Source organism: Paenibacillus sp. FSL H7-0323, from assembly GCF_038002725.1.
In the GTDB taxonomy this organism is placed as follows: Bacteria; Bacillota; Bacilli; order Paenibacillales; family Paenibacillaceae; genus Paenibacillus_AQ; species Paenibacillus_AQ odorifer.
Genome location: NZ_JBBODB010000001.1, coordinates 4,135,032 through 4,158,693 on the forward strand (window position 1 = coordinate 4,135,032; position 23,662 = coordinate 4,158,693).

Consider the following 23,662-nt stretch of genomic DNA (forward strand, 5'->3'; position numbering starts at 1 on the left):
CATTCATGGCTGTGCAAACATCCTTTAGATAAAAATCCATTCGCTATTCTCGTAATTTATTCAATTTGAATCGATACGCAATGTATGGAAGACCCGGAAAGACCAACATACAAAGTGTGACCACTACTAACACCAGGCTGATATTCCTCACGATCTCAGGTAACCATCCATTAACGCCCAAGATCGCTAAGAAGATAAAAGCAATCAAAGCTATAAGCAATGGCAAGGCTACTTTGCCCATCGTTTTCTTTTCACGTTCATATTTGTCAATGAGGGTCCCTGTGTCCGAGTAGATAGGCGCCGTACCTGCAGCTGCCCGAAAGATATGAAACCCATTTCCGGCAGAACAGACATAAGTCCATCCGGCATCTTCAAAAATCAAATAATACTCCTCATCGACATTCGTGTGATAATCTACACTGTACTCAAGATTCTGGGGATCTCCCTTTCTTAACTTATAACCCAAAGGTGCAAAGCTCTCCAGGAGCCAGCCCCTTTTGGCATACTTACTCAATTTCTGCATATCTCCTTTTTCAGTAAAAGCTAAGCCCCCGCTGGTCACATATTTTGTATTCTTCATGCCTATTCCCCACCTTTTATTTGAGAATTTGTTCTGCATGTCTAATCATTTCTTTTCGGCGCTCTACTTCTTTTCTTAGCAATCCAATTCCTTTTTCCGTTGCAATATACGTTTTTCGTTTGTCGTCCTCTTCTTCTTTATACAGCTCAATAAATTCAGCCGCTAACAGCTTCTTAATGGTTGTATACATGGAAGCAGGCCCAATTGAAAATTGATTGTTCGTCATCGTTTCGATTGATTTCATAATCAGATATCCGTGTTTGGCTTCGACTAAAGACAAGAGAATATAAAATGCAGTGTCTGTGAGCTCTCCCATTTCCAATGAGTCCGTTCTTGACACTTAATCACCTCCTCATATGTATCATTAAAAGATATATCATTAAATGAACTATATCTTTTAATGATACACTTGTCAACTGCTGGCATAAAATTCAAACTACCTTCTCATACTAGGTGAAGAATATGGAGGTGAATGTCATGCCCAAAAATAGTGCCAATCCCAAAGAAGCTCCAGGAAAACATCAACCAAGTAAGAAAAACAATGCGGAGAATAACAACAATTTCAATGAAGCCGCTCAGATGGTGAACATCGATAAGGCTGCTGATTATGTGCCCAGCTTAAACGGTGTCTCCAAAACTGATGTTTAAGCTATACCGCTAATAACTTCTTCAATCAAAAAACACTCCTCAGAATTTTCTGAAGGAGTGTTTCAATCCGTGGCAGCTTCATTTCAAGTTCTCTAACTCAGCAGTCACTTTTTCAATTAAGTTCACGAAGGAAGCCAGCTCTTGAGAGCTTTTGACCTGATCCTTGGAATACATGGAGTTATGTTCCGATTCTTTTTTCACCTTGGAAAGGGTGGCATTGATATTGTCGAGTTTCTGGTCAATGGTTACCAGTGAATCCTTTGAGCGACGGGCTAGCTTACGAACTTCATTAGCCACAACTTCAAAACCTCTTCCAAACTCCCCAGCTCTGGCTGCTTCAATAGCCGCATTCAGGCCTAAAAGATGCGTATGATCAGCCACTTCTCTAATCATCGTACCCACTTGATGAATAGACTCCACCTCTTTGTCCAAATATAATACCGTTTGATGCGTTTTCTCTTGATAATCAGCATTTTTACTAGCTAAACTTTCTATCGATTCACTGCTATCCTTTAATTGAACCATCAAAGATACCAGCTCCTGAACGGCTGAACTCACTCCTGTAAGCAGGTGATTTTGCTTCTCCAGCAAGTTTTCTATTTTTGCTTTTTCATCCACTTCATAGGCTTCAAGAACGAGCTGTGAATCGAGATTAAACATCTTGGTTAAGGCATGGATAACAGGCTTCCATTCGTTTGGTAATATCCGTTCAAAATAAGCAGTAGCCAGATCCAGATATAATATGTACGTCCCCAAATACCAATTCGTTGTTAATCCAATACGGGAATGGATTTTCCCGATAAGCAAACGTCTTTCAATAAATGCTTCATCGATCACACCAGCGGCCATAGATAAAAAATACCACTGCTGTGTTTCTTTCAATCGATCCAGTGTACTGTGCTGCTCAATGATGTGGAGCAGCTCTGGCTCCATCGTCATCTGTTTATACAGCTCCTCAACCAATGAGCTAACGATTAAGTTGAATTCTTTCTCCTTGCTTTTTAATAATTCTAAATCAGCCTCAGTAATCCCTATATAGCTAACTTGCTGGAGTCGTTCTGGACTAAGATTGATCATACCGTCGTTAACATCCCTCTCATAACTGTTTATTTTTCTCAGCCATCCCCTATGGCATCTATATCTCTTGATTATAAAGGTATTATTTCAATAAATTTTAACACTATATTTACCTATATTGCTTAATAATTTTACAAAACCTCACTAGTTGCCCTTAGATTTGGCTTCCTATTCATGAATAAAGGGCTGCCGCAGCAGCCCTTTCAGTTTCAAGCTTTAAATTACGCCGCCATTTCACGGCAAACTTTTGCACAAGCTAAGCAAGCTTCTGCACATTGCTGGCAATGTTCATGATCATGCTTTTGGCATTCGTTGCCGCAGGCTTCACAAGCTTCTGCACAAGCTAAACAAATCTCTTTTGCATATTTACTGTTCATCGACATGGCATGAGCTGCAAACTCGCATATATCTGCACATTCACGATCCAGGCGAATGCACTCCTTCATCATCCCCACATGATCCTCATCCAAACAAGCTGAGTAACAGTGATTGCAAGCTATCATACATTTTAAACACTCATCGATACACTCTTTGTAGTTTTGATGTGCCATAACACATTCTCCTCTCAATTCATTAATTAGGATAGTCCCCTACTCTATATATACCCAATTTGAGCAAATAAAAAAGGATTCCGGGGAATCCTTCCGATTGATCAATTATCTAATTAATTTATTGATGGTAACTAATAGTTCATCCAGTACCTCGTTCTCACCTTCCTGGATACGTTCCACTACACAACTTTTCATATGATGCTCCAGCAAAAGCTTGCCCACGCCGTTCAATGCAGATTGGACCGAGGAGATTTGATGCAACACATCATCACAATAGGTGTCTTTTTCAATTAACCCTTTTAGCCCTCTAACTTGACCTTCAATTCTATTGAGCCGGCTAATCAAATTCTTTTTAGTTTTATCTGAGTGATGACTTTTCCGCTCATCCGTACTGCATGATTCATGCTCGTGAGTCAGATTATCCATGCACCGATCACCCCTTTCCTCGTATTTTTATTATACTATAGCCCCCCTATTCTATTCAAAAAATAAATCATTGATTAGATTTTCAATTCTTCATGAACTATAGCTGAAGTTTCAACCTGAATGGTTGTATGTTGAATTTTGAAATGATCGGCAATTAACCGAATCGCTTGCTGCAAAATGCGTTGGTCATCTGCTTCCTCTTCAATTAAGATATGACAGCTGAGTGAATCTAATCCCGAAGTTATGGTCCAGATATGCAGGTCATGGACATTTTTAACCCCCTCAATGCTTTCGAGGATTTCCTTTACTTCAGCTGGATTAATTGTAATCGGGGTGCCTTCCATAAGGACGTGAACGGTATGTTTGATAATTCCCCATGCCCCTCTAAGAATCAATAGAGCAACCAGTACGCTTATGATTGGATCAGCAACATACCAGCCAAAAATCATCATGATTAAACCGGCAATAATTGCCCCTACTGAACCTAAAGCATCACCAAGCACATGGAGATAAGCACTACGGAGATTAATGTTATTTTTCACATCCCCTTTTCTCATAAGCGACCATGCACTAGCCACATTGGCTAAAAGACCAATACTTGCGATCAGCATCATAGATCCGCTGGCAACTGTCGGCGGCTCAAAAAACCGCCCATAAGCTTCTACAATGATAAATCCAGCAACTACAAATAAAGTAACTCCGTTTAAGAGTGCCGCCAAAATTTCAAATCGATGAAAACCATACGTTTTGTTCGGAGAAGCAGGTTTAGTTGCAAACCAGACCGCTACTAGGCTTAATGCTAGAGAGCTTGCATCGTTTAGCATATGCCCACTGTCCGATAACAGGGCTAAGCTGTTAGTAATCAACCCACCAAAAAACTCCAAAAACATAATTCCAACCGTAATGATCAACGCAATCAAAAGCCCTTTTTTATTTCCACTAGGATCAAAATGTTGATGCCCGTGAGAACCATGGGAGTGACTGTGTCCTTCATGAGCGTGACTGTGTCCTTCATGAGCGTGGTCGTGGTTACTGTGATCGTGATTGGACTGTTGCCCGTGTACATTCTCGACCTGATGATTGCGTTTGTTCTTCTTGTTCATCATGCTTAACCTCCTATTACCTTCAGCTAGATAGTATTCGTAGCCCTGCGCAGTTACATTCAAAAGCTCCAGTTAATAATAACATATGAGCATGTGTTCATGTGTTATTATTAACTGGATTTTTCTTCTTGTCAATAAAAAAGCAACAAATGATTGTCTCTGACCTAATAAAATAAAGAGGACCCTCCGCAGCTCTTCCTGCATGAAGGATCCTCTCGAATCAGAACCGTGTATTAAATCAAATCTGATTGTTGCAGCAATCTTTGGATGATAGCCGCAACTTCTGCTCTCGTAATGAAGGCTTGTGGGGCAAGTACATTTCCGCTTCTGCCCGTGATGATTCCTGCTTGCAGGCTGTCTGCGATGCCACTCTTCGCCCAGTCTGATGCTTCATTCGCATCCGTGTAAATGCTCAGCAGCTCGCTTGCTTCTTTGGCCGGAAGTTTTGTCTTCAGATCGGTAATCACCATAGCTTTAGCAATAATACTCATCGCCTGTTCCCGAGTAATCTTGTCTGTTGGATGGAACGCTCCATCTTCAAAACCGTTGATTAGCTTATAGGAGTAAGCTGTCTGCACCGCATCATTATACCAATCTGAGACCTTTACATCCGCAAAGGATGTTGTCCCGCTTTCCAACTTCAATCCCAATCCACGTACGATAATCGCCGCAAATTCTGCACGTGTAATCTCCAGATTAGGGTTAAACAAATCGTCGCCGACTCCATTAATAACCTTACGGGAAGCCATCTCATTGACAATTTCCTTAGCCCAGTGGGTGGCGACATCCTTGAAGTTCTGTGGATCTTGAACTACAAAATACGTACTGTTCGTTAAACTGTGTATTTTCGCAAAGTGTTTGCCATCAATGGCAACAATCTGTGTGGGTACATGGCGGAATGTCCCCCCCGCTTCAAGCACTAGCCCAGTCGTGATCTTCTTAAGGTCTACACCATCCGCTAGAGGAATAGTTCTTTCCACATAGGTATTAAACTTAGTGAGTTCAACAGTTTTCCCAGCGTAAGTAACCTTCACCGTGAAATCTAATGGCTGAGCTACTAACGTTAGCTTTTCATTGGCTGCCAACATTTCTATTCTTTTCAGTGCATCCGCAGTCGGAACAGAAATTGAAATTTGCACCTTCACATCTTGTAGAGCAATGTCTGTGCCAAACTGTTTTGAAATTGCACTGATATCAATCTGTGCTGCTGATATTGTATAAGTACCTTTTGGAGTACGAATGATTAGCAGCGCCTGCTTCTGCTCCATATCTTTGATGATTTGGCCATTAAGCTCGCCAATAATCACATCTGAAGTCGCAGTCACAGGGATAGTTATAATTGCATTCTGGTCTTCCTTTTCGATACGTTGCTCTATTTTTGCCTGATCTACAACAATCGTGGTAACCGTCTGCCCGTTATGCTCAGATATCGTTGCTGTTCCGGCATTTTCAACCTTACCGTTCACCAATACCTCAACCATGCTGCTAGATGGTGTAGCTGTAGCTGTAGCAGTGGATCCTGCTGTTGCAGTTGGTGCAGTTGTTGAAGGTGGTGCAGTCGGTGTTGATGTCGGTGATTCTGTTGGCGTTGGCGTTGGCGTTGGTGTTGGCGGTGTAGGTGTAACCTCAACCTCCGTTGATGACTTCGGTGTCACGGAGTTCGAAACTTCAGAAGCTACACTACTACCAGCGCTATTAATCGCTTTAACTGTAAACGAATAAGTGGTTCCATTCGCTAGACCTGTTACCGTTATTGGACTTGTTGCCCCAACCGTTACGATATTACCCGGAGAAGCAGTAACCTCATAATTCGTAATTGGAGTTCCCCCGTTCGAATCAGGAACTGCAAATGTCACAGTCGCCTCGCCATCTCCCGCTACCGCTATTAAGTCCGTAGGTGCAGATGGTGATGTTCTTGGTTTCGTGCTGACTTCGTTAGAAGCTGCACTCTCCCCGCCCGGATTAGATGCCTTAACTACGAAATAATAAGATTGGCCATTAGTTAACCCTGTCACATCATAGTTGTAGACAGATTCGCTTACTGTAGCCACTTGGGTCTCATAGATTCCAGAAGTGATACCTTGATATATAGTGTATCCAATCGCACCCTTCACCGGATCCCATGTTAAGCCGATGAGGCCATTACTTGCCACAGGTGAATGAAGTATTGGCGCGCCCGGCGCTGGAACCTGAGGCGTTCTAGTTACTTCATTGGAAGCCGCACTGATACCATCAGGATTAACAGCTTTAACAATAAAATAATAAGCAGTTCCATTAATTAATCCTACAGCATCGTAACTGTTCTCAGAGCCACTTATAGTAGCTACCTCAGCTCCATAAACACCTGAAGCTGTAGACTGATATACAGCGTAACTATCGGTACCATATACGGGACTCCAAGTAATACGAATATGTCCGTTTCCTGCTGTTACAGACTCAATACTTGGCGCAGCAAGTTCAGGCCAGGTAAGGTCAATAACTGCACTAGTGATCTCTGTAAGTCCTGTCGCATCAAATGCCAGTTGCGCTCCGGTAACTCCAGCTGCATTCGTAGCTCCCAGATCCGTAAAGGAAATGAGGCCCGCTACTGCTGTCAACGTCGTATTCCCCGTCAACGTCCAGCTTCCTGTGTCCTTCTTCGACACAGTAACAACCGTACTGTTGTCGCCAAGGTTTACATTCCCAAACTGATCCAGCAGCGTTATCACTGGCTGCTGCGCGAAGCTACCGCCATTGGTCTGCGGGGCACTTACGCCTGTGGTCAGCTTCATTGTCGCCGTGCTACCTGCGACAGGTGTAATGTTCAGCGCTGTTGCCGCTGGCGTGGCTACGCCTGCTTGGCTGAACACAACAGCCTGTGCTCCCGCTTTATTCAGCTTCAGGTTCACCTGAGCTACACCCTCAACGAAATCAACGTTGATCTTGCTCGGTGAAGCTGCCAAAGCGGTACTTCCTAAGCTTCCGTACGTTCCGTCCGGCGCAACATCATAACCCGTTACCGTCACTTCTTTTGTTCCGGTAAACGTTGTATCCGTATTGCCCAGCGAGTTCTTCACAGTCAGCGTAATGCCATTATCTACACCTACAACTGGTGTCAAAGTCGCCGCTGAGGCAGTGATGCTTTGCGCTCCCTGTGGTTGTGGAAGATTCACGGTAGCGCTAGTGATCTGTGGAAGACCTGTCGCATCAAATACCAGTTGCGCTCCGGTGATTCCAGCTGCATTCGTAGCTCCCAGATCCGTAAAGGAAATGACACCCGCTACTGCCATCAACATCGTATTCCCCGTCAACGTCCAGCTTCCAGTGTCCTTCTTCGACACAGTAACAACCGTACTGTTGTCGCCAAGGTTTACATTCCCAAACTGATCCAGCAAAGTAATTACTGGCTGCTGCGCGAAGCTACCGCCATTGGCTTGCGGGGCACTTACGCCCGTGGTCAGCTTCATTATCGCTGTGCTACCTGCGACAGGTGTAACGTTCAGCGCCGTTGCCGCTGGCGTGGCTATGCCTGCTTGGCTGAACACAACCGCTTGCGCGCCAGCTTTGTTCAGCTTCAGGTTCACCTGTGCTACACCCTCAACGAAATCAACGTTGATCTTGCTCGGTGAAGCTGCCAAAGCGGTACTTCCTAAGCTTCCGTACGTTCCGTCCGGCGCAACATCATAACCCGCTACCGTCACTTCTTTCGTTCCGGTGAACGTTGCATCCGTATCGCCCAGCGAATTTTTCACGGTCAGCGTAATGCCATTATCTACACCTACGACAGGTGTCAACGTCGCCGCTGAGGCGGTGATGCTTTGCGCTCCCTGTGGCTCTGGAAGATTCAACGCTACACTAGTGATCTGTGGAAGTCCTGTCGCATCAAATGCCAGTTGGGCTCCGGTGATTCCAGCTGCATTCGTAGCTCCCAGATCCGTAAAGGAAATGACACCCGCTACTGCCGTCAACGTCGTATTCCCCGTCAACATCCAGCTTCCTGCATCCTTCTTCGAAACAGTAACAATCGTACTGTTGTCGCCAATGTTTACATTCCCAAACTGATCCAGCAGCGTTATCACTGGCTGCTGCGCGAAGCTACCGCCATTGGCTTGCGGGGCACTTACGCCCGTGGTCAGCTTCATTATCGCTGTGCTACCTGCGACAGGTGCAATGTTCAGCGCTGTTGCCGCTGGCGTGGCTACGCCTGCTTGGCTGAACACAACCGCTTGCGCGCCAGCTGTGTTCAGCTTCAGGTTCACCTGTGCTACACCCTCAACGAAATCAACGTTGATCTTGCTCGGTGAAGCTGCCAAAGCGTTGATTCCTAAGCTTCCGTACGTTCCGTCCGGCGCAACATCATAACCCGCTACCGTCACTTCTTTTGTTCCGGTAAACGTTGTATCCATATTGCCCAGCGAGTTCTTCACAGTCAGCGTAATGCCATTATCTACACCTACGACAGGCGTTAACGTCGCCGCTGAGGCAGTGATGCTTTGCGCTCCCTGTGGCTCTGGAAGATTCAACGCTACACTAGTGATCTGTGGAAGTCCTGTCGCAGCAAATGCCAGTTGGGCTCCGGTGATTCCAGTGGCATTCGTAGCTCCCAGATCCGTAAAGGAAATGACACCCGCTACTGCCCTCAACGTCGTATTCCCCGTCAACATCCAGCTTCCTGCATCCTTCTTCGAAACAGTAACAATCGTACTGTTGTCGCCAATATTCACATTCCCAAACTGATCCAGCAAAGTAATTACTGGTTGCTGCGCGAAGCTGCCGCCGTTAGCCTGCGGCGCACTTACGCCCGTGGTCAGCTTCATTATCGCTGTGCTACCTGCGACAGGTGCAATGTTCAGCGCTGTTGCTGCTGGCGTGGCTACGCCTGCTTGGCTGAACACAACCGCTTGCGCGCCAGCTTTGTTCAGCTTCAGGTTCACCTGTGCTACACCCTCAACGAAATTAACGTTGATCTTGCTCGGTGAAGCCGCTAAAGCGGTGCTTCCTAAGCTTCCGTACGTTCCGTCCGGCGCAACATCATAACCGGTTACCGTCACTTCTTTCGTTCCGGTGAACGTTGTATCCGTATCGCCCAGCGAATTTTTCACGGTCAGCGTAATCCCATTATCTACACCTACGACAGGTGTTAAAGTCGCCGCTGAGGCGGTGATGCTATATGCAAGAGTAGGTCCTAGGTTCAGGGTCATTTTAGTGAAATAATCCCCCACGACCTTAAAATTAGTACCATCGTAAATAATGCCATTAAGATTAGAGGTAAGATCAGATGTTTCCTGAGTCCACGTGGATCCGTCTGCCGAAGAGAATAACTCCCCCTTCAATCCAACAGCCAGAAAACTCCCATTACCAAAGCTGATATTATTTAGTGCGCTAGCTGACATTGTAACCTTCGTAAAAGTTACCAAATCTTCTGTGGTTAGAATTACTGCCTGCTGGCTAAGTGTATCTTCTCCAACCAGAATATAAGCTCTACCATCATAGGCAATTCCCTTTAAAGAAGTATTGGGGAACCCAATCTCTAAGGGCACATTCCACTGTATTCCATCTGATGATTTTGCGATAACAACGCTCTCTTGCTCATAAGTAGTACTATTGTATTTCATCCCAAGAGCTACAAATTGATTATTCAAGTAAGCTACTGTATTAAATGCAAAATCCCCATTTTTAAATCTCTCTGTCCATGAGGTTCCGTTAACTGAAGAATAAATTCCGCCATAATCGGAAACAGCAACGTACTGATTTGTGCCAAAAGCAACGCCAGTCAGATTGTCCTGCACTCCGGTATCTGTCATAGTCCAAGTATCACCGTTGGTCGAGGTCACCACTTTGGCGTTAAGATTGTAGTTTTCTTTATCTGTAACCGCAATAAACTTCCCTGCTCCATAAGTGACCGCATTCATTCCCGGCAGCTTGGAGGGTGTGACATCGTTCCATACTGCGGAGCTATTAGATTTGTAAATAGAGCCATATTCCCCGGATGAGACGGCAACATAATTGCCATTACCATCCTTAGCAATACTTTTCAGATTACCGCTGACATTACTCCACGCCGATAGGTCAGAAGAAACCAGTAAGCCGTTGCCCCCTGAAGCAACATATTTTCCATTTCCGTAAACCATATTGTTCATCATCATTGTTGTATGGGTATCCGAAGATGTCCACTGGGTGCTGTCCAGCGGAGCCGCAGAAGATTTATAAATTACACCCTGCCCAAACAACAAATAGCTCCCATTTAAAGAACCTCCCCCATAAAATTGCTTGTTATCCCATGAGGCATCAACGGTCCAATTAGCACCGTCTGTAGAGGTGAATACTTTTTTAGCATACGGAGTCACGATATAACTAAAGAAACGATTATTTAAATAGATTACATTCGTAACATAAGGCCAACTAGAGTTATAGTGGTTGATCACAAGATCGGTTAAGGTGACCGTTGTCCAATTGATCAGATTCGTTGAGGTATAATAGACAGCATTGTTAGCAGAGACCACATATTTGTTGTTGCCATAAGCAATATCCGTTAAGCTTTGCATTCCGAATATTGCATTGGTAGAAGTGATTCCTGTGTCTGTCCAGTTAATGCCATCCGAGGATTGTAGTAGAGTTACATCATAAGAAGGTGGATTGGTGCCAGGTTTATATACTGACTGCCATACAAAGAACTTTTCATTGACCGCTTTCAACCTTTCCGGTGTGATAGCTAACGTTTTTTTTGTCCAATTTTCACCATCGAGTGAATTGTAAACTGCCTTTTCGCTACCATCAATAGCTAAGAACAGCCCATTAGCGAACACAATAGAAGTTAGTTTGGGGTTCCCCGCCTTTTTTGAGATAGACCAATCTACGCCATTTGATGATGTAGATATCCCTCCTTGGCCCACCGCTACAAAAACATTGTTACCAAAAGCAACACTGCTCAAATTTCCAGCTGATGTGGAGCTTTGATCTATGATATTGCTATTGCTATTGCTATTGCTGGGTGCTGCATAAATTACTGCAGGCATAAACAGAGAACTGACGATAGAGAATACTAAACTTATTGCTAATAAAAGATTGCCACTCCGCTTAATCACAATTTTCCCCCTTTGGCATTACACCAAAATATAAATACTTCCACCATATGGAGATTAGATGTCTTTTCTAAGATTTGTAGCCATTTGGTTTGATTTTTATATCGGTATAATCCGAGAGAATTATTACGAATTTAACATTAAATTTTGATTAAAAACAACAATAATTTACACGCTTCACCTATCCATTTCCACAACCTTACAAATGAGAAAAAAACCTATTAAATATCAGGACTTAATCCTGAATTTAATAGGCTTTCAAGCTTTTTCTCGTAGAACTTTTTAAGCTGCTTAATCTTTTTTATTAAATAGAAATCGCTGCTTCTAAAGCTACTTCCATCATGCCGTTGAAAGAATTTTGTCTTTCTTCTGCCGTGGTTACAGCATGAGTAACTAACGAATCGGAAATGGTAAGAATACATGCAGCTTGTTTACCTAACACTTTCGCATTATGGAACAACGCATAACTCTCCATTTCTACACAAACACAGCCATGTTCATTGTAAAATTCATTAACTCCAGGCACATTGTCTTCATGATAGAATACATCGCTGGAATGAATTCTCGCCGTCAGAACTGGCTTGTTAATACGTGTAGCCGCTGCTTCAATGACTTCGTTCAATTCTTTACTTGGCAGCTGGATATCTCCTTCTACACCGCTTTGCACATAGGCATATGTAGATTCACTCCACGCGCTATCCGCCAACACCACGTCAAATAAATTCAATTTATCAGTATATGCTCCAGCACTACCGATACGAATGATGTTTTCCACACCATAGTTTTTGTATAGTTCATAAGAATAAATACCGATACTTGGCATTCCCATTCCCGAACCCATTACCGAAACCTCTTTGCCTTTATAAGTTCCTGTATATCCAAACATATTACGTACCGTATTAAATTGGGTTGGGTTCTCCAAATAGGTTTCTGCAATATACTTCGCTCTCAAAGGATCTCCTGGCATTAATACTGTTTTGGCGATTTCACCATTTTGTGCTGCATTGTGCGGCGTTGACATAATTTATTCCTCCTATGTTGATTACTCATTACTATCTTACTATACCATTCATGATTTTAAATATACGTTTAAAATTTTCTTTTATTGCGACAAAAATACTGCTACTGAATCTCTTTTTATAATTTATTAGCAAACTCGTTAAGTTTTTGGGACATTATCTTTATTTCCTCAATAAATGTAGAAGTATGCTGAACAGATGCCGCCTGTTCTTGGCCGATAGCTGCTATCTTCTCTATCGAATTAGCCATTTGATTCGTAATTCCCTTAATCTGTAACATGGTTTTATTTATGTTTTGCGTCGAGGCGACGGTTTCCCTTGAAAATTTCCGGATTTCCTTGGCTACGACTTCAAAACTTCTACCTTTCTCACCTGCATGCGCTGCTTCTATTGCAGCATTCAGCCCAAGTAAATTCGTTTGATCAGCAACCCTGTTTATAATGGATAGGACTTCTGTTGTATTCTCCACATCTTTTCCAGCCTGCTGAGATTGAATGAGTAGTTCCTGAGAGTGATCGGAAAGTGAACTTACGCCATAGGAAATATTATTAATTTGCTCATTGGCTTGGGATAATGATTCCGAGATTTGTTCTACAATGGCTTTTAATTCACTTTGTCTTCGAATCTGAACTGCAATCCCGCCAATGACTTGTCCCGTTTGATCGTGAAGAGGTGTTGCTGTACCTGTAAACTCAAATCCATAAAAGTGGGCTGGAACATCGGACTTCAAGGTACGATTCTCTTGTATCGCTAAGTAAAGTGGTTCTTCTTTGTGTAAAGGTTGTCCTTCGTTAATGTTTAAATTTATGGTGTCGCCAGGAAAATAAGCAACGAACCGTTCCAAATCACATATCGCTATTGATAAATCAGCGGGGATAGATAATTTTATAATTGGTATAAGTGAGATAAATTTGTCTAACGATTCAATGTTGTTAATCACAGAAATATAGTCTCCATTCCAGCAAAACGTTATTTATAGCGCACCAAGTCTAACCAGATCATGCCTTACATACATGCATTTAATCTAAACCCTTAATTTTGCTTAATTCATATTTTAGATATGTATTCGCGAAAATCTTCATAAAATCCTCCAAAAAAGTTTACAAACACCCATTTCTCTCTCACAAAAGATAAAAAAAGCCCCCACTTTGTGAAAAGTGAGGGCTTTCGTTCTCTTGCTGTTACTAACAATATCGATTAGTTACGGATCAGATAATCAAATGCTCCTAGCGCTGCAGTTGCACCGGATCCCATCGAGATAATGATTTGTTTATAAGCACTATTAGTGCAGTCACCAGCAGCAAATACTCCTGGTAAGCTAGTAGCACCATGGCTATCTACAACAATCTCACCTACGCGAGTACGTTCAACTGTGTCACCTAGCCATTCTGTATTTGGAACCAGACCAATCTGTACAAATACACCCTGCAATTCAACATGGTGAGTTTCTTCTGTCGCACGATCAACATAAGAAATACCATTTACCTTATCAGTTCCGGTAATCTCTTTAGTTTGCACGTTTTTAAGAACAGTAACGTTAGGAAGGCTATAGAGACGATCTTGCAGTACAGCATCAGCTTTGAGCTCTGGAGCAAATTCCAGAACCGTTACATGCTTCACTATACCTGCAAGGTCAATAGCTGCCTCAATACCTGAGTTACCGCCGCCAACAACTGCAACATCTTTGCCTGCAAACAAAGGACCATCACAGTGTGGGCAGTAGGCTACACCTTTGTTCTTGAATTCAGCTTCACCAGGCACGCCCATATTCCGCCAACGAGCACCTGTAGACAGAATGACCGTCTTACTCTTTAGAACAGCACCGTTCTCAAGTTCAACTTCAATTAAGTCATTTTTGTCTAGACGTCTGACACGCTGCAATTTCATCACATCAATGCCATACTCTTTTACTTGCTCTTCAAGTTTAGCTACGAGTTGAGGACCTTCAGTGTACTTCACACTAATAAAGTTCTCGATACCAAGCGTGTCGTTAACCTGTCCGCCAAAGCGTTCAGCAACAATACCTGTACGAATACCTTTACGTGCCGCATAAATGGCTGCACTTGCACCAGCTGGGCCGCTGCCGACAACAAGCACATCATATGGAGCTTTATTGTCAAACTCAGATGCGTCCACACTGCTGCCCATTTTAGCTAAAATTTCTTCAACCGTCATACGACCACTTTCGAAAAATTCACCATTAAGGTAGACGCTTGGAACAGACATAATTTCTTTGCTTTCTACCTCTTCTTTGAATACTCCACCGTCAATCATCGTATGGGTAATGCCCGGATTAAAGATACTCATAAGATTCAGTGCTTGTACAACATCAGGGCAATTATGACAGCTCAGGCTAACATAAGTTTCAAACTTATATTCACCACTAATGCCTTTGATCTGATCAATTACACTTTGCTCAACCTTAGGAGCTCTTCCGCTAACCTGCAACAGAGCCAATACTAATGAAGTAAATTCGTGTCCAAGCGGAGTTCCGGCAAAGGTTACGCCTGTATCTTCACCCACACGATTTACACTAAAGCTTGGGGTTCTAGACAGTTCGGTTCTTTCCACCGTAATCCTAGGTGACATTTTGGCAATTTCATCAACTAGTTCGGTCATCTCTTGTGATGCCTCGTCAGCGCCTGCACTGAGTTTCAGTACTACATCGCCTTCCAAGAGTTCTAGGTATTGCGCTAGTTGAGCTTTTATTTCTTGATCTAGTTTCATTTAGCTTTCGCTCCTTAAATCTTACCTACAAGATCGAGACTTGGTTTAAGAGTTTCTGCACCTTCCGACCATTTCGCTGGGCAAACTTCACCTGGATGATTGCGTACATATTGCGCTGCTTTAATTTTGTTAACAAGAGCGCTAGCATCACGGCCGATACCACCAGCATTAATCTCAACAGTTTGAATAACACCGTCTGGATCAATGATGAATGTACCACGATCAGCAAGACCGTCAGCTTCGATCAATACATCAAAGTTGCGGGAAACCACATGGGAAGGATCGCCGATCATAATGTATTTCACCTTGCCAATTGCTGCGGAGCTTTCATGCCATGCTTTATGTGTAAAGTGTGTGTCAGTAGAAACGGAATATACTTCAACACCTAGTTGTTTGAGGGTTTCATATTGGTTCTGCAAATCTTCTAGTTCAGTTGGGCATACGAATGTGAAGTCAGCTGGGTAAAAGCAAACTACACTCCATTTACCTTTGAAGTTTTCTTCTGTAACATCGATAAATTTCCCATCTTGAAATGCGCTTGCTTTGAATGGTAGTACTTCTGTTCCGATTAATGACATATTGTTTAATCTCCTTTGGGTTTAATTTATGAATAGAGTGGATACTATTTATAATTATTATAATTAACCAAATTAAGGCCTGTCAAGTTATTTATAATAATTCTAATATGATAATCGTTGTCAGTCGCTAAATGTTCATACAAATTCCTTTCTTTCGGATTTAAATACAACACTTTATCATCTGACTGATGCTCATTCGTGCTTATTGACTATTATGGTTTAGTTTACATGTTTTATGTAGTTCAATTTCTACAATTCGATGTCTTCTACTATTAGATTGATAATATTCAAGGATTCTTCCGCTACTGTTGGGTTAGAATAATATCGATTTCCATTATAGGTGATCAGTGCTTTCCATAAAGCCCACCCTCTTGCTCTATTCCACGTTTGTGCATCCATGTTTAATACCTTTTTAAAGATCCTTCTACTAGCCTGATCAAAAAAAGTCCACGCCATTGCAGCATCACAAGCAGGATCACCCACCCCTAATATGCCAAAATCAATGACTGCACAAAGCTGTCCGTCTTTGACTAATATATTTCCAGGTGCGACATCACCATGAACCCAAACTGGTTCTGACTCCCATTCAGAGTCTAATGCCAGTTCCCAGATCTTTTTCAATAGACCTTCATTAAAAATATCTTTATTATGCTCAATCGCATTTCTAGATTCCTCATCATATACAGCTAAGGACCCACATCTATAAAAATTATGCTCTCCGGCTAAAGGTCCCCCACTAGCATCAATAGACTGTAATTCAATTAAAAAGCTTCCCAAGTCTCTCGCAAATTGATTGAGATCATTAATGTTCTCATGGGATAAAGTCTCTCCCTTTAGCCAATTATTAATAGACCAAGGCCAGGGATATTCTTTGGTAGGTGTCCCTTTCGCTAATGGTGTTGAAATAGGTAACGTCAGTCCTTTCTTTAAAAAAGGTAACCATTGTTGTTCTTTCTCCACTTGAGGAACATAAGCGACTGCACTTGGTAATCGCACACTCATCTGTTCACCTAAATGAAAAGTCCGATTATCATGCCCACTGAATTTCACAGGTCTGATCTCTAAATCGGACCATTCAGGAAATTGTTCATTTATTAATCTTGCTACTAAATCGACGTCTATAGTATGCATAATATCTCTCCACATATATGAAATTGAAGCAACATCAGTTGCGGAATCCGAGCTGATGTTGCTTCTTTTTAACTATGAAATGGATACAAGGTCCTACTTCAAATAGGTTCCTGACTCTCCGATTCCACCACTACCGTTCAATACATACACCCGTGCATTTCCTTTACCGGAGCAGTTGATTGTGATCACACCGTTGGTAACGGTTTTGGTATCACCAGTCACTGCATCCACATAAGTTCCGTTAGGAATTCCAGTGAATGTTGCATTTCCTGAGATTGTAACCAAAGCAAAGCTATCGATTCCTTTGCTACTATCAGTGTATCTTCTTTTAAATGCCAAATCACCTGATACATTTTCTGTAGAATATTGGCCTTTTTGCAAAGCAGGAACAGCTCTTCTAATTAAATTAAGTTGTCTGATATGTTTCGCCAGAGGATAATTTAACGAGTCTGCAAGTGTGCCAGTAGCATTGGTATATTTACCGTAATCTTGAACAGTAACACTACCCTCAATATGATCGCCAAAGTAAGCACGGCCTGTTGTACTTAACGGGGCATTTGGACCTACATCGATGACTGATCCTTTTTTGAACTCAATTTCAGAACCATAATAGATCGCAGGTATTCCTCGGAAGGTGAACATCAGCGCGAGATTCTCAGCCCAAGTGTCCTGTGTGCCAGCAAATCTTTGATTTTCTGGTGCTTGGTCAGGTGCATAGTCATGAGAGTCAATATAAGTTACATTCCAGGTAGCATCATTATAGAATTGATCACCGCTTCTCATACTAAATGCTTCCTGAGCAGTCTTGAAGGCCCAGTGCATTGGAAAATCAATAACATCCATACCCGATTTCTTCGAATAATCAGGCGTATGATAAGTATTTCCTGTTAAAAAAGCATTGTTCGAGGTAGGTTGTCCTGCTGTAGTAGAGTTATCTGCCCACTCTTGTTCCACCGATAGCTTATTGGAAGCGTAGTCATTTTGACCGTCACCTGGATAGGGTTTTGAGCTTTTCCAAGTATAAAATGGTGTTGATATCGCCGGAATTCCACTGTTCCACACATCTCTGTACCGAGTAGCCACTTCCCCAAAGACAAAGAAGTCTGAGCCCCCTCTTGTTTTCCATGCCGGCACAAAATATTTGTTAAAAATATACCGGCTTACATGCTTTACAGTATCGACCCGGAAAGCATCCACACCCATATCAATATATTGATTATAGCTGTCGATTAGATACTGATTCACTAGAGGATTCTCTGTGTTTAAGTCCACACAGTCTCCCGCAATCTGTCCTGTCTGGACGGTGTAAGACTCCCAAGAAAGACTTTTTTCCGTATGGTAAATATTATTGTTAGTCTCCGCAGTCTTCATTAAGGCAAGTCTTGCCTGATATTGCTGATCCGGGGTCATGGAATCATAGTTAGCTGGCAGCTTATCCGTAATTTTGAGCATGTTACTCACGGTGTCCGCCGCCGTTGGATCTTTTTTGAACATCGGGAACAGATTTTCTTCTCCAAAATTACCGGTATGATTGACGACAATATCTTGAATAACCTTTATCCCTCTAGCGTGTGCTGCATTGATCAAATCCTGATAAGATGCCCCTGCGGATTCATATCTTGGATCTACTTTTGCAAAATTTATTGCATGGTACCCATGATAATCATAACCGCTGGCATTCTGCACCACAGGTGTAATCCAGATGGCACTGAATCCTAAGGCTTTAATGTAATCGAGCTTTTGAATCAGTCCTTTGAAATCCCCTCGCCAAGCTGGATCCGAGTCCGGATTTCCTGCCTTGGCATCCTCCCATGCATGCTCGTTGTTACTCGGATCACCGTCATAGAACCGGGAAGTGATTACAAAATAAATCGTATCTTCACGAAAATCGCCCTTATTACCAATGTTATAAACAAAACTCTGTTTAGTTTCATTTCCGGCACCATCGATCACAAGGAATTTTAAGGTTGTCGTCTTGTTAATCAAGATAGACGGTCCGGTAAGAGATGTCAGTGCATTGCCTGAAATATAGACTTTTGAACTCGTTGTTGGTTCCGTACCATTATCTGTGTAATATGCTGTGGTCGTTGCCGCCTTGTTGTCTTTTATATTAAAAGATACGGAAACCGCTGAGCTCGAATTCCCAACAGGCAGATTCGCAGTGATAATCGGAGCTTGCAAATCGGCATTCAGATCAATCACATAAGCAAAAGAGCCTACATTACCCGCTTGCCCTATAGAGTTAACGCCGAATGCTTTGATAGTCAAAGAAGAAGGTACTTGGATTGGAGTCGTATACAACGTTGAGGTTGTCGTAGGTGTTGATCCGTCGGTCGTATAATAAATTTTATCGCCGCTATTTGTACTGGATAGGGTCACCGTTTGGGCAGAATCATAGGTTTTGGGTACAGGCGAGACGGATATCACCGGAACCTTAGGAACGTCTGGATTGGCGTCATACCATACGTTATCTGAGTTATACCAGCCCTCTTTTACGCTGCGAGATAAGTCAGCCGTCTGTTTGCCATTGCCGTCATTAAAGATCAGGCTTGCCCCTGTAGCATTTGGAACAGTATAGCTATACCAATCGTTCCCGTCCGATTTCATCAGTATTCCCGGCCATGCTCCACTAGTCGGAACGGTTGCCGGATTCAGATTCCAGTAATGGATGCGGATCGCTGCATTCCAGCTTGCTGGTTTCTTAAAGTGAACGGTTAGCCCCGCTGAAGTAGGTGTAGGTGTTGGCGTCACTGTTGGCGTTGGTGTGGGTGTTATGGTAGGTGTTGGCGTCACTGTTGGTGTAGGAGTTACCGTAGGTGTAGGAGTTACCGTAGGTGTAGGAGTTACCGTAGGTGTAGGAGTTACCGTAGGTGTTGGCGTCACTGTTGGGGTAGGAGTTACCGTAGGTGTTGGTGTCACTGTTGGGGTAGGAGTTATCGTTGGTGTTGGTGTAGCTCCGGCCGAAAGGGTCACATAGTCGATATTAATATTCCCGCTATCATCCGAGTCATATTTATAAGCAAGCGTGTTATTTCCTGCCTGTAAAGAGAGTGTTTCTGTTTGGTCTGCCCATGTATCCCAGTTGGTCAGGTTGGCTAATGTTGTCTGTGTAACCTTTATTCCATTGACATAAATGGACACTTTTTTAGCACTGCCGGATGCATTAGCATAGTGAAGCGTGGCATTATAGGACCCTGCTGCGGAAGCCTGGACGTTAAAAGTGGTGGCTGCTCCTGTAGTTGTATATCCATCAACAAAACCAGTGCCCGAATATCCAGTGTGATTCGTATTTACTTTTGCACCACCAGATAGGGATGCACTCTCTGCTTCGTATTTTCCGGCGACCGGAATAACAACCGTCCAGTTCTTCCCGCCGTTATTGTCCCAACTATCCGTTGGAGCCGTGATGTGATAACAATAAATTAGGGTGGCACCTTCCTGAACATTGAGGTTGGCGATGAACGTGGTTCCATTTTTGGTCATCACCGTGTCCGTAGTATTAGCCCAGTTATTCGTAGTCCAATGTAAGGTCACAGCTGCCGCTGTAGGATTGGTATAGGTGACTGTATGATCCGTATTGCTGGCCGATGCTCCACCCGATAAACCAAATAAACTAAAAATGAGTGAAAAAATAATTAACCACGAAATATAACGCCTGGATTGTTTGGATACCAAGTAAATAACCTCCTCATAATTTTAAGTGCAGCTTACGATTTTAAGCCCATCGTGATGTGCAAACGTTTGCAAAAATGAGAAAAAAAGAAATACTTAATAGTTTTAATCTCCTCCTTCAATGATTAATAAGGAAAAAACTCATTGTATGCGTTTACAAACGGTTCAATATCTGATGAATTTTCCTTGTTAAGATTATAGGCGCCAAACTTTTGCTGGTCAATGCATCTTTTAGGCTATAATTCAATCGTTTTCACTATAAGTTCCCTAAGATAGCAGGTAAATTGTTCAGGTTCTTAGCCAGCCAATTCATTTCTTTTGCAAAACGTTTTGGAGGTACACTATGTTTGTCCATCGCGGCATTAATCCACCACGGGCTTTCCATATACCACAACAACTGCAATGATTTTGTTAAATACCCCTGCTCCACCGTTCGTTCCTCACGATATCCGTCAATAAATGCTGAAGCTAGTGCTCCATCTAAATCTTCATCTAAAGCACATGACATCACTGCTCGCGCTACATCAAGCTGCGGATAATCATATTTGAACCGATCAAAATCTAGAATTGCAGACAATTGGCTATCTTGAAATAAAAGATTATCAACCCATAAATCACGATGTGCCCATCCAGCTACAAGTCCTTCGAATATTTCCGGATCTATTTCTTCAGTCGCTCTCAGTTGTATCTCTAGGTCAGTGATGAGTGAAGTTTTGCCCATTTCCTTTGATTGTTGTAGGAGTACATTCCAATGTTCTAAACGTTCCTCAGGGCTTTGGGGAATAAATTGTGGGGTTCTTTTCAAACTAAGGGTCCCATCATTTAATAAACGATGCATTTTACCTGTGGCACGACCCAAATCAAACATTTGAAGGATGTTAATTTTGCCCGGCTCTATGACACGCCCTTCACAATATTCCATAACCATAAACGTCTCTCCCATATCTGATTCCAGTAAAACTTTATGGTTATAAGCCAACAATTCGGGACATGGGAGTCCCTGTAGATACAATCTTTTCTGTTGAGAAAAGGCGAAGCTCAGCTCTTCTGGGTTATACAATTTATATCTTTTTTTGTTGTATTGTTTAAGTAGAAATGGTCCTGAATCCGTTATGATTTTCCATTTAAGATTTAACCAGCCACGTTTTATTGGGGTAGCATGAAGGACTTTCAATCCAAAAAAATGATAGAAACTATTACTTAAATCCTCTAAAATGGCTTCCTCTGAACGAATCGCTTCCAATTCATCAACTCCTATCTATTCAAAGTATAAAAGAAGAAGCCGCCAATGACGACTTCTTTTAGATATTTCTTTTTAGCAGAAAAAGTTATCTATAAATGAGGCTCCCGCCTTGGAGAAACTCTTGCGCCTTCTCTTGCATTCCTGATTCAATTCTCGTCGTATTCCGGATATTATGAGAGATCTTCATACTGCAAAATTTCGGCCCGCACATGGAACAGAAATGAGCTGTTTTAGCGCCTTCCGCAGGCAATGTCTCATCATGATATTCGAGCGCTCGCTCAGGATCTAACGATAAATGAAATTGATCACGCCAACGAAATTCAAAACGGGCTTTCGAAAGAGCATTATCCCGGTCTTGTGCTCCTTTATGCCCTTTCGCCAAATCTGCGGCATGAGCCGCTATTTTATAAGTAATGACCCCTATACGTACATCTTCCTTATTAGGCAGGCCAAGATGTTCCTTCGGAGTTACGTAACATAACATAGCTGTACCGAACCAACCAATCATCGCTGCACCTATAGCAGAGGTAATATGATCATAACCAGGCGCAATATCTGTAGTCAGTGGACCTAATGTATAAAAAGGGGCTTCGTTACAAGTTTCAAGTTGCTTATCCATATTCTCTTTAATCAAGTGCATCGGCACATGTCCTGGACCCTCTACCATCACCTGTACATCATGACTCCAAGCTATAGCTGTTAATTCACCTAACGTCTCTAACTCGGCAAATTGTGCTTCATCATTCGCATCAGCAATCGAACCCGGACGTAATCCATCGCCTAGGGAAAAAGAAACATCGTACAGCTTCATGATTTCACATATCTCTTCAAAATGTGTATATAAAAAGTTCTCTTGATGATGCGCAAGACACCATGCCGCCATGATGGAGCCACCTCTTGAAACAATGCCTGTCATACGTTGTGCAGTCAACGGGATATAACGAAGCAGAACCCCCGCATGAATGGTAAAATAATCAACCCCTTGCTCCGCTTGCTCAATGAGCGTATCACGGTATACTTCCCACGTTAAATCTTCCGCTTTCCCATTCACTTTTTCCAACGCTTGATAGATAGGCACCGTTCCAATAGGAACAGGAGAATTACGGATGATCCACTCGCGTGTCGTATGAATGTTTTTACCTGTTGAGAGATCCATTATATTATCTGCACCCCAGCGGGTGGCCCATCTCATCTTCTCTACCTCTTCCTCTATGGATGAGGATACTGCGGAATTTCCTATATTGGCATTGATCTTCACTAAAAAATTGCGTCCAATAATCATTGGTTCACTCTCTGGATGATTGATATTCGCTGGAATGATGGCGCGGCCGCGGGCTACTTCATCTCTTACAAATTCCGGTGCCACATTCTCACGAATCGCAACGTATTCCATTTCCGAAGTAATAATCCCTTTGCGTGCATAATGCATTTGAGAGACATTACGCCCCTTTTTCGCTCGCAAAGGTTTTCTATGGAGCGCTGGAAACACTTCCGCCACAGCTTTTCCCGTTGCATTCCCGTTATCTTCAGGCTTCATGGTTCTTCCTTCGTACGCTTCCGCATCCCCTCGTTCCTCAATCCAGCTTAGACGATTGGGCTCTAACCCCTGACGAATATCAGTATGAATATTAGCATCCGTGTAAGCCCCGCTTGTGTCATAGACATGAATTGGGGCATTCTCCTCTTCGCCGTCTATGCCCGCAGTTGGACTAAGTGAGATCTCCCGCATAGGCACCTGAATATCAGGCCGTGAACCCTTTACATACACTTTTTGACTTGCTGGAAAAGCTGATAGATTGATTGGATCGTTGTTCAATTCGCTTGTCATCTCAATTCCTCCTATAAG

The 23,662-nt window shown here is 42.8% G+C and carries 16 protein-coding genes; 1 reads left to right on the top strand and 15 read right to left on the bottom strand.

Features of this window, described 5'->3' with window-relative positions:
• Nucleotides 1-43 precede the first annotated feature (43 nt).
• Nucleotides 44-580, bottom strand: coding sequence for a DUF2812 domain-containing protein (locus MHH89_RS18690; protein WP_076193619.1), 537 nt, complete (start codon nucleotides 578-580; stop codon nucleotides 44-46).
• A 16-nt stretch (nucleotides 581-596) separates the two neighbouring features.
• Nucleotides 597-920 (bottom strand): PadR family transcriptional regulator, encoded by a 324-nt coding sequence (locus MHH89_RS18695; protein ID WP_036681391.1) that lies wholly within the window; start codon nucleotides 918-920, stop codon nucleotides 597-599.
• Between the two features lie 137 nt (nucleotides 921-1,057).
• Between MHH89_RS18695 and MHH89_RS18700 the strand changes: the two genes are divergently transcribed.
• Nucleotides 1,058-1,228 (top strand): hypothetical protein, encoded by a 171-nt coding sequence (locus MHH89_RS18700; protein ID WP_155288200.1) that lies wholly within the window; start codon nucleotides 1,058-1,060, stop codon nucleotides 1,226-1,228.
• 78 nt (nucleotides 1,229-1,306) lie between these two features.
• Here MHH89_RS18700 and MHH89_RS18705 read toward each other — a convergent pair whose 3' ends face one another.
• The 13 genes from MHH89_RS18705 to thiC all read right to left on the bottom strand — a co-directional run bounded on the left by MHH89_RS18705 (nucleotide 1,307) and on the right by thiC (nucleotide 23,644).
• Complete coding sequence (locus MHH89_RS18705) at nucleotides 1,307-2,305, bottom strand: globin-coupled sensor protein (protein ID WP_076128790.1); 999 nt, start codon at nucleotides 2,303-2,305, stop codon at nucleotides 1,307-1,309.
• A 221-nt stretch (nucleotides 2,306-2,526) separates the two neighbouring features.
• Complete coding sequence (locus tag MHH89_RS18710) at nucleotides 2,527-2,856, bottom strand: four-helix bundle copper-binding protein (RefSeq protein WP_076193614.1); 330 nt, start codon at nucleotides 2,854-2,856, stop codon at nucleotides 2,527-2,529.
• A gap of 105 nt (nucleotides 2,857-2,961) precedes the next feature.
• Nucleotides 2,962-3,282 (bottom strand): metal-sensitive transcriptional regulator, encoded by a 321-nt coding sequence (locus MHH89_RS18715; RefSeq protein ID WP_076128794.1) that lies wholly within the window; start codon nucleotides 3,280-3,282, stop codon nucleotides 2,962-2,964.
• Nucleotides 3,283-3,356: 74 nt separating this feature from the next.
• Nucleotides 3,357-4,388, bottom strand: a complete 1,032-nt coding sequence (locus MHH89_RS18720; RefSeq protein WP_081390592.1) for a cation diffusion facilitator family transporter — start codon at nucleotides 4,386-4,388, stop codon at nucleotides 3,357-3,359.
• A gap of 230 nt (nucleotides 4,389-4,618) precedes the next feature.
• Complete coding sequence (locus tag MHH89_RS18725; protein WP_341087836.1) at nucleotides 4,619-11,449, bottom strand: S-layer homology domain-containing protein; 6,831 nt, start codon at nucleotides 11,447-11,449, stop codon at nucleotides 4,619-4,621.
• A 301-nt stretch (nucleotides 11,450-11,750) separates the two neighbouring features.
• Complete coding sequence (deoD, locus tag MHH89_RS18730) at nucleotides 11,751-12,467, bottom strand: purine-nucleoside phosphorylase (RefSeq protein WP_036681380.1); 717 nt, start codon at nucleotides 12,465-12,467, stop codon at nucleotides 11,751-11,753.
• A gap of 116 nt (nucleotides 12,468-12,583) precedes the next feature.
• Nucleotides 12,584-13,405, bottom strand: a complete 822-nt coding sequence (locus tag MHH89_RS18735) for a methyl-accepting chemotaxis protein (protein ID WP_076129804.1) — start codon at nucleotides 13,403-13,405, stop codon at nucleotides 12,584-12,586.
• Between the two features lie 257 nt (nucleotides 13,406-13,662).
• Complete coding sequence (ahpF, locus tag MHH89_RS18740; RefSeq protein WP_076277814.1) at nucleotides 13,663-15,192, bottom strand: alkyl hydroperoxide reductase subunit F; 1,530 nt, start codon at nucleotides 15,190-15,192, stop codon at nucleotides 13,663-13,665.
• Between the two features lie 14 nt (nucleotides 15,193-15,206).
• Complete coding sequence (gene ahpC / locus MHH89_RS18745; RefSeq protein WP_036681373.1) at nucleotides 15,207-15,770, bottom strand: alkyl hydroperoxide reductase subunit C; 564 nt, start codon at nucleotides 15,768-15,770, stop codon at nucleotides 15,207-15,209.
• Nucleotides 15,771-16,019: 249 nt separating this feature from the next.
• Nucleotides 16,020-16,901, bottom strand: coding sequence for an aminoglycoside phosphotransferase family protein (locus MHH89_RS18750; RefSeq protein ID WP_341087839.1), 882 nt, complete (start codon nucleotides 16,899-16,901; stop codon nucleotides 16,020-16,022).
• A gap of 93 nt (nucleotides 16,902-16,994) precedes the next feature.
• The gene (locus MHH89_RS18755; protein ID WP_341087841.1) at nucleotides 16,995-20,576 is read right to left on the bottom strand and encodes an alpha-amylase family glycosyl hydrolase; all 3,582 of its coding nucleotides are present in this window, start codon (nucleotides 20,574-20,576) and stop codon (nucleotides 16,995-16,997) included.
• A 253-nt stretch (nucleotides 20,577-20,829) separates the two neighbouring features.
• Nucleotides 20,830-21,816 carry a phosphotransferase gene (locus MHH89_RS18760; RefSeq protein ID WP_076308995.1) on the bottom strand — a complete coding sequence of 329 codons (987 nt, stop codon included), beginning with the start codon at nucleotides 21,814-21,816 and terminating at the stop codon, nucleotides 20,830-20,832.
• 85 nt (nucleotides 21,817-21,901) lie between these two features.
• Nucleotides 21,902-23,644 (bottom strand): phosphomethylpyrimidine synthase ThiC, encoded by a 1,743-nt coding sequence (thiC, locus tag MHH89_RS18765; protein WP_076308996.1) that lies wholly within the window; start codon nucleotides 23,642-23,644, stop codon nucleotides 21,902-21,904.
• Nucleotides 23,645-23,662: the final 18 nt, after the last annotated feature.

What these genes read in the sequence shown, in the direction of transcription:
- MHH89_RS18690 (WP_076193619.1), bottom strand. Translation starts at nt 580, where the DNA reads ATGAAGAATACAAAATATGTGACCAGCGGGGGCTTAGCTTTTACTGAA.
- MHH89_RS18705 (WP_076128790.1), bottom strand. Translation starts at nt 2,305, where the DNA reads ATGATCAATCTTAGTCCAGAACGACTCCAGCAAGTTAGCTATATAGGG.
- thiC (WP_076308996.1), bottom strand. Translation starts at nt 23,644, where the DNA reads ATGACAAGCGAATTGAACAACGATCCAATCAATCTATCAGCTTTTCCA.
- MHH89_RS18700 (WP_155288200.1), top strand. Translation starts at nt 1,058, where the DNA reads ATGCCCAAAAATAGTGCCAATCCCAAAGAAGCTCCAGGAAAACATCAA.
- MHH89_RS18720 (WP_081390592.1), bottom strand. Translation starts at nt 4,388, where the DNA reads ATGATGAACAAGAAGAACAAACGCAATCATCAGGTCGAGAATGTACAC.
- MHH89_RS18710 (WP_076193614.1), bottom strand. Translation starts at nt 2,856, where the DNA reads ATGGCACATCAAAACTACAAAGAGTGTATCGATGAGTGTTTAAAATGT.
- ahpF (WP_076277814.1), bottom strand. Translation starts at nt 15,192, where the DNA reads ATGAAACTAGATCAAGAAATAAAAGCTCAACTAGCGCAATACCTAGAA.
- ahpC (WP_036681373.1), bottom strand. Translation starts at nt 15,770, where the DNA reads ATGTCATTAATCGGAACAGAAGTACTACCATTCAAAGCAAGCGCATTT.
- MHH89_RS18750 (WP_341087839.1), bottom strand. Translation starts at nt 16,901, where the DNA reads ATGCATACTATAGACGTCGATTTAGTAGCAAGATTAATAAATGAACAA.
- deoD (WP_036681380.1), bottom strand. Translation starts at nt 12,467, where the DNA reads ATGTCAACGCCGCACAATGCAGCACAAAATGGTGAAATCGCCAAAACA.
- MHH89_RS18715 (WP_076128794.1), bottom strand. Translation starts at nt 3,282, where the DNA reads ATGGATAATCTGACTCACGAGCATGAATCATGCAGTACGGATGAGCGG.